1 protein-coding gene is annotated in these 333 nt (G+C 72.7%); it reads left to right on the top strand.

The genetic code is table 11. The features are described 5' to 3' along the window. Positions 1 to 333 (top strand): DegT/DnrJ/EryC1/StrS family aminotransferase (locus OO68_RS49040; protein ID WP_209442697.1); only part of this gene is annotated, 333 nt, incomplete at both ends.

Below are 333 nucleotides of genomic sequence, written 5' to 3'. Positions count from 1 at the left end.
CGGTGCATGGGGGCGAGGACCTGGACGTCACGGCGGGGGGCCAGCCCGAACTTTGGCCGGAAGAGGGGGGGGGGCACCCCGACCCCCTGGCCGGCCCCGGCCGGGCGGAGACCTCCGCCCCCGGGCAGCGGGGTGTAACGCTGCGCCGCGACGCGCTCGCCGCGCATCTGAACGCCAACGGCGTGCAGACCGCGATCAACTATCCCACCGCGCTGCCGTTCCTGCCGGCCTATGCCCGGTTTGGCCACCGGCCCGAGAAATTTCCCACCGCCCACCGCACCCGGGGCAAAATTCTCTCGTTGCCGATCTTCGCCGAGATCACGCGGCAGCAGC

The sequence above is a fragment of the Streptomyces iakyrus genome, assembly GCF_000717055.1.
GTDB classification, from domain to species: domain Bacteria; phylum Actinomycetota; class Actinomycetes; order Streptomycetales; family Streptomycetaceae; genus Streptomyces; species Streptomyces iakyrus.
Note: the sequence above shows the minus strand (reverse complement) of the source record. Positions and strands in the feature narration are given on the sequence as shown.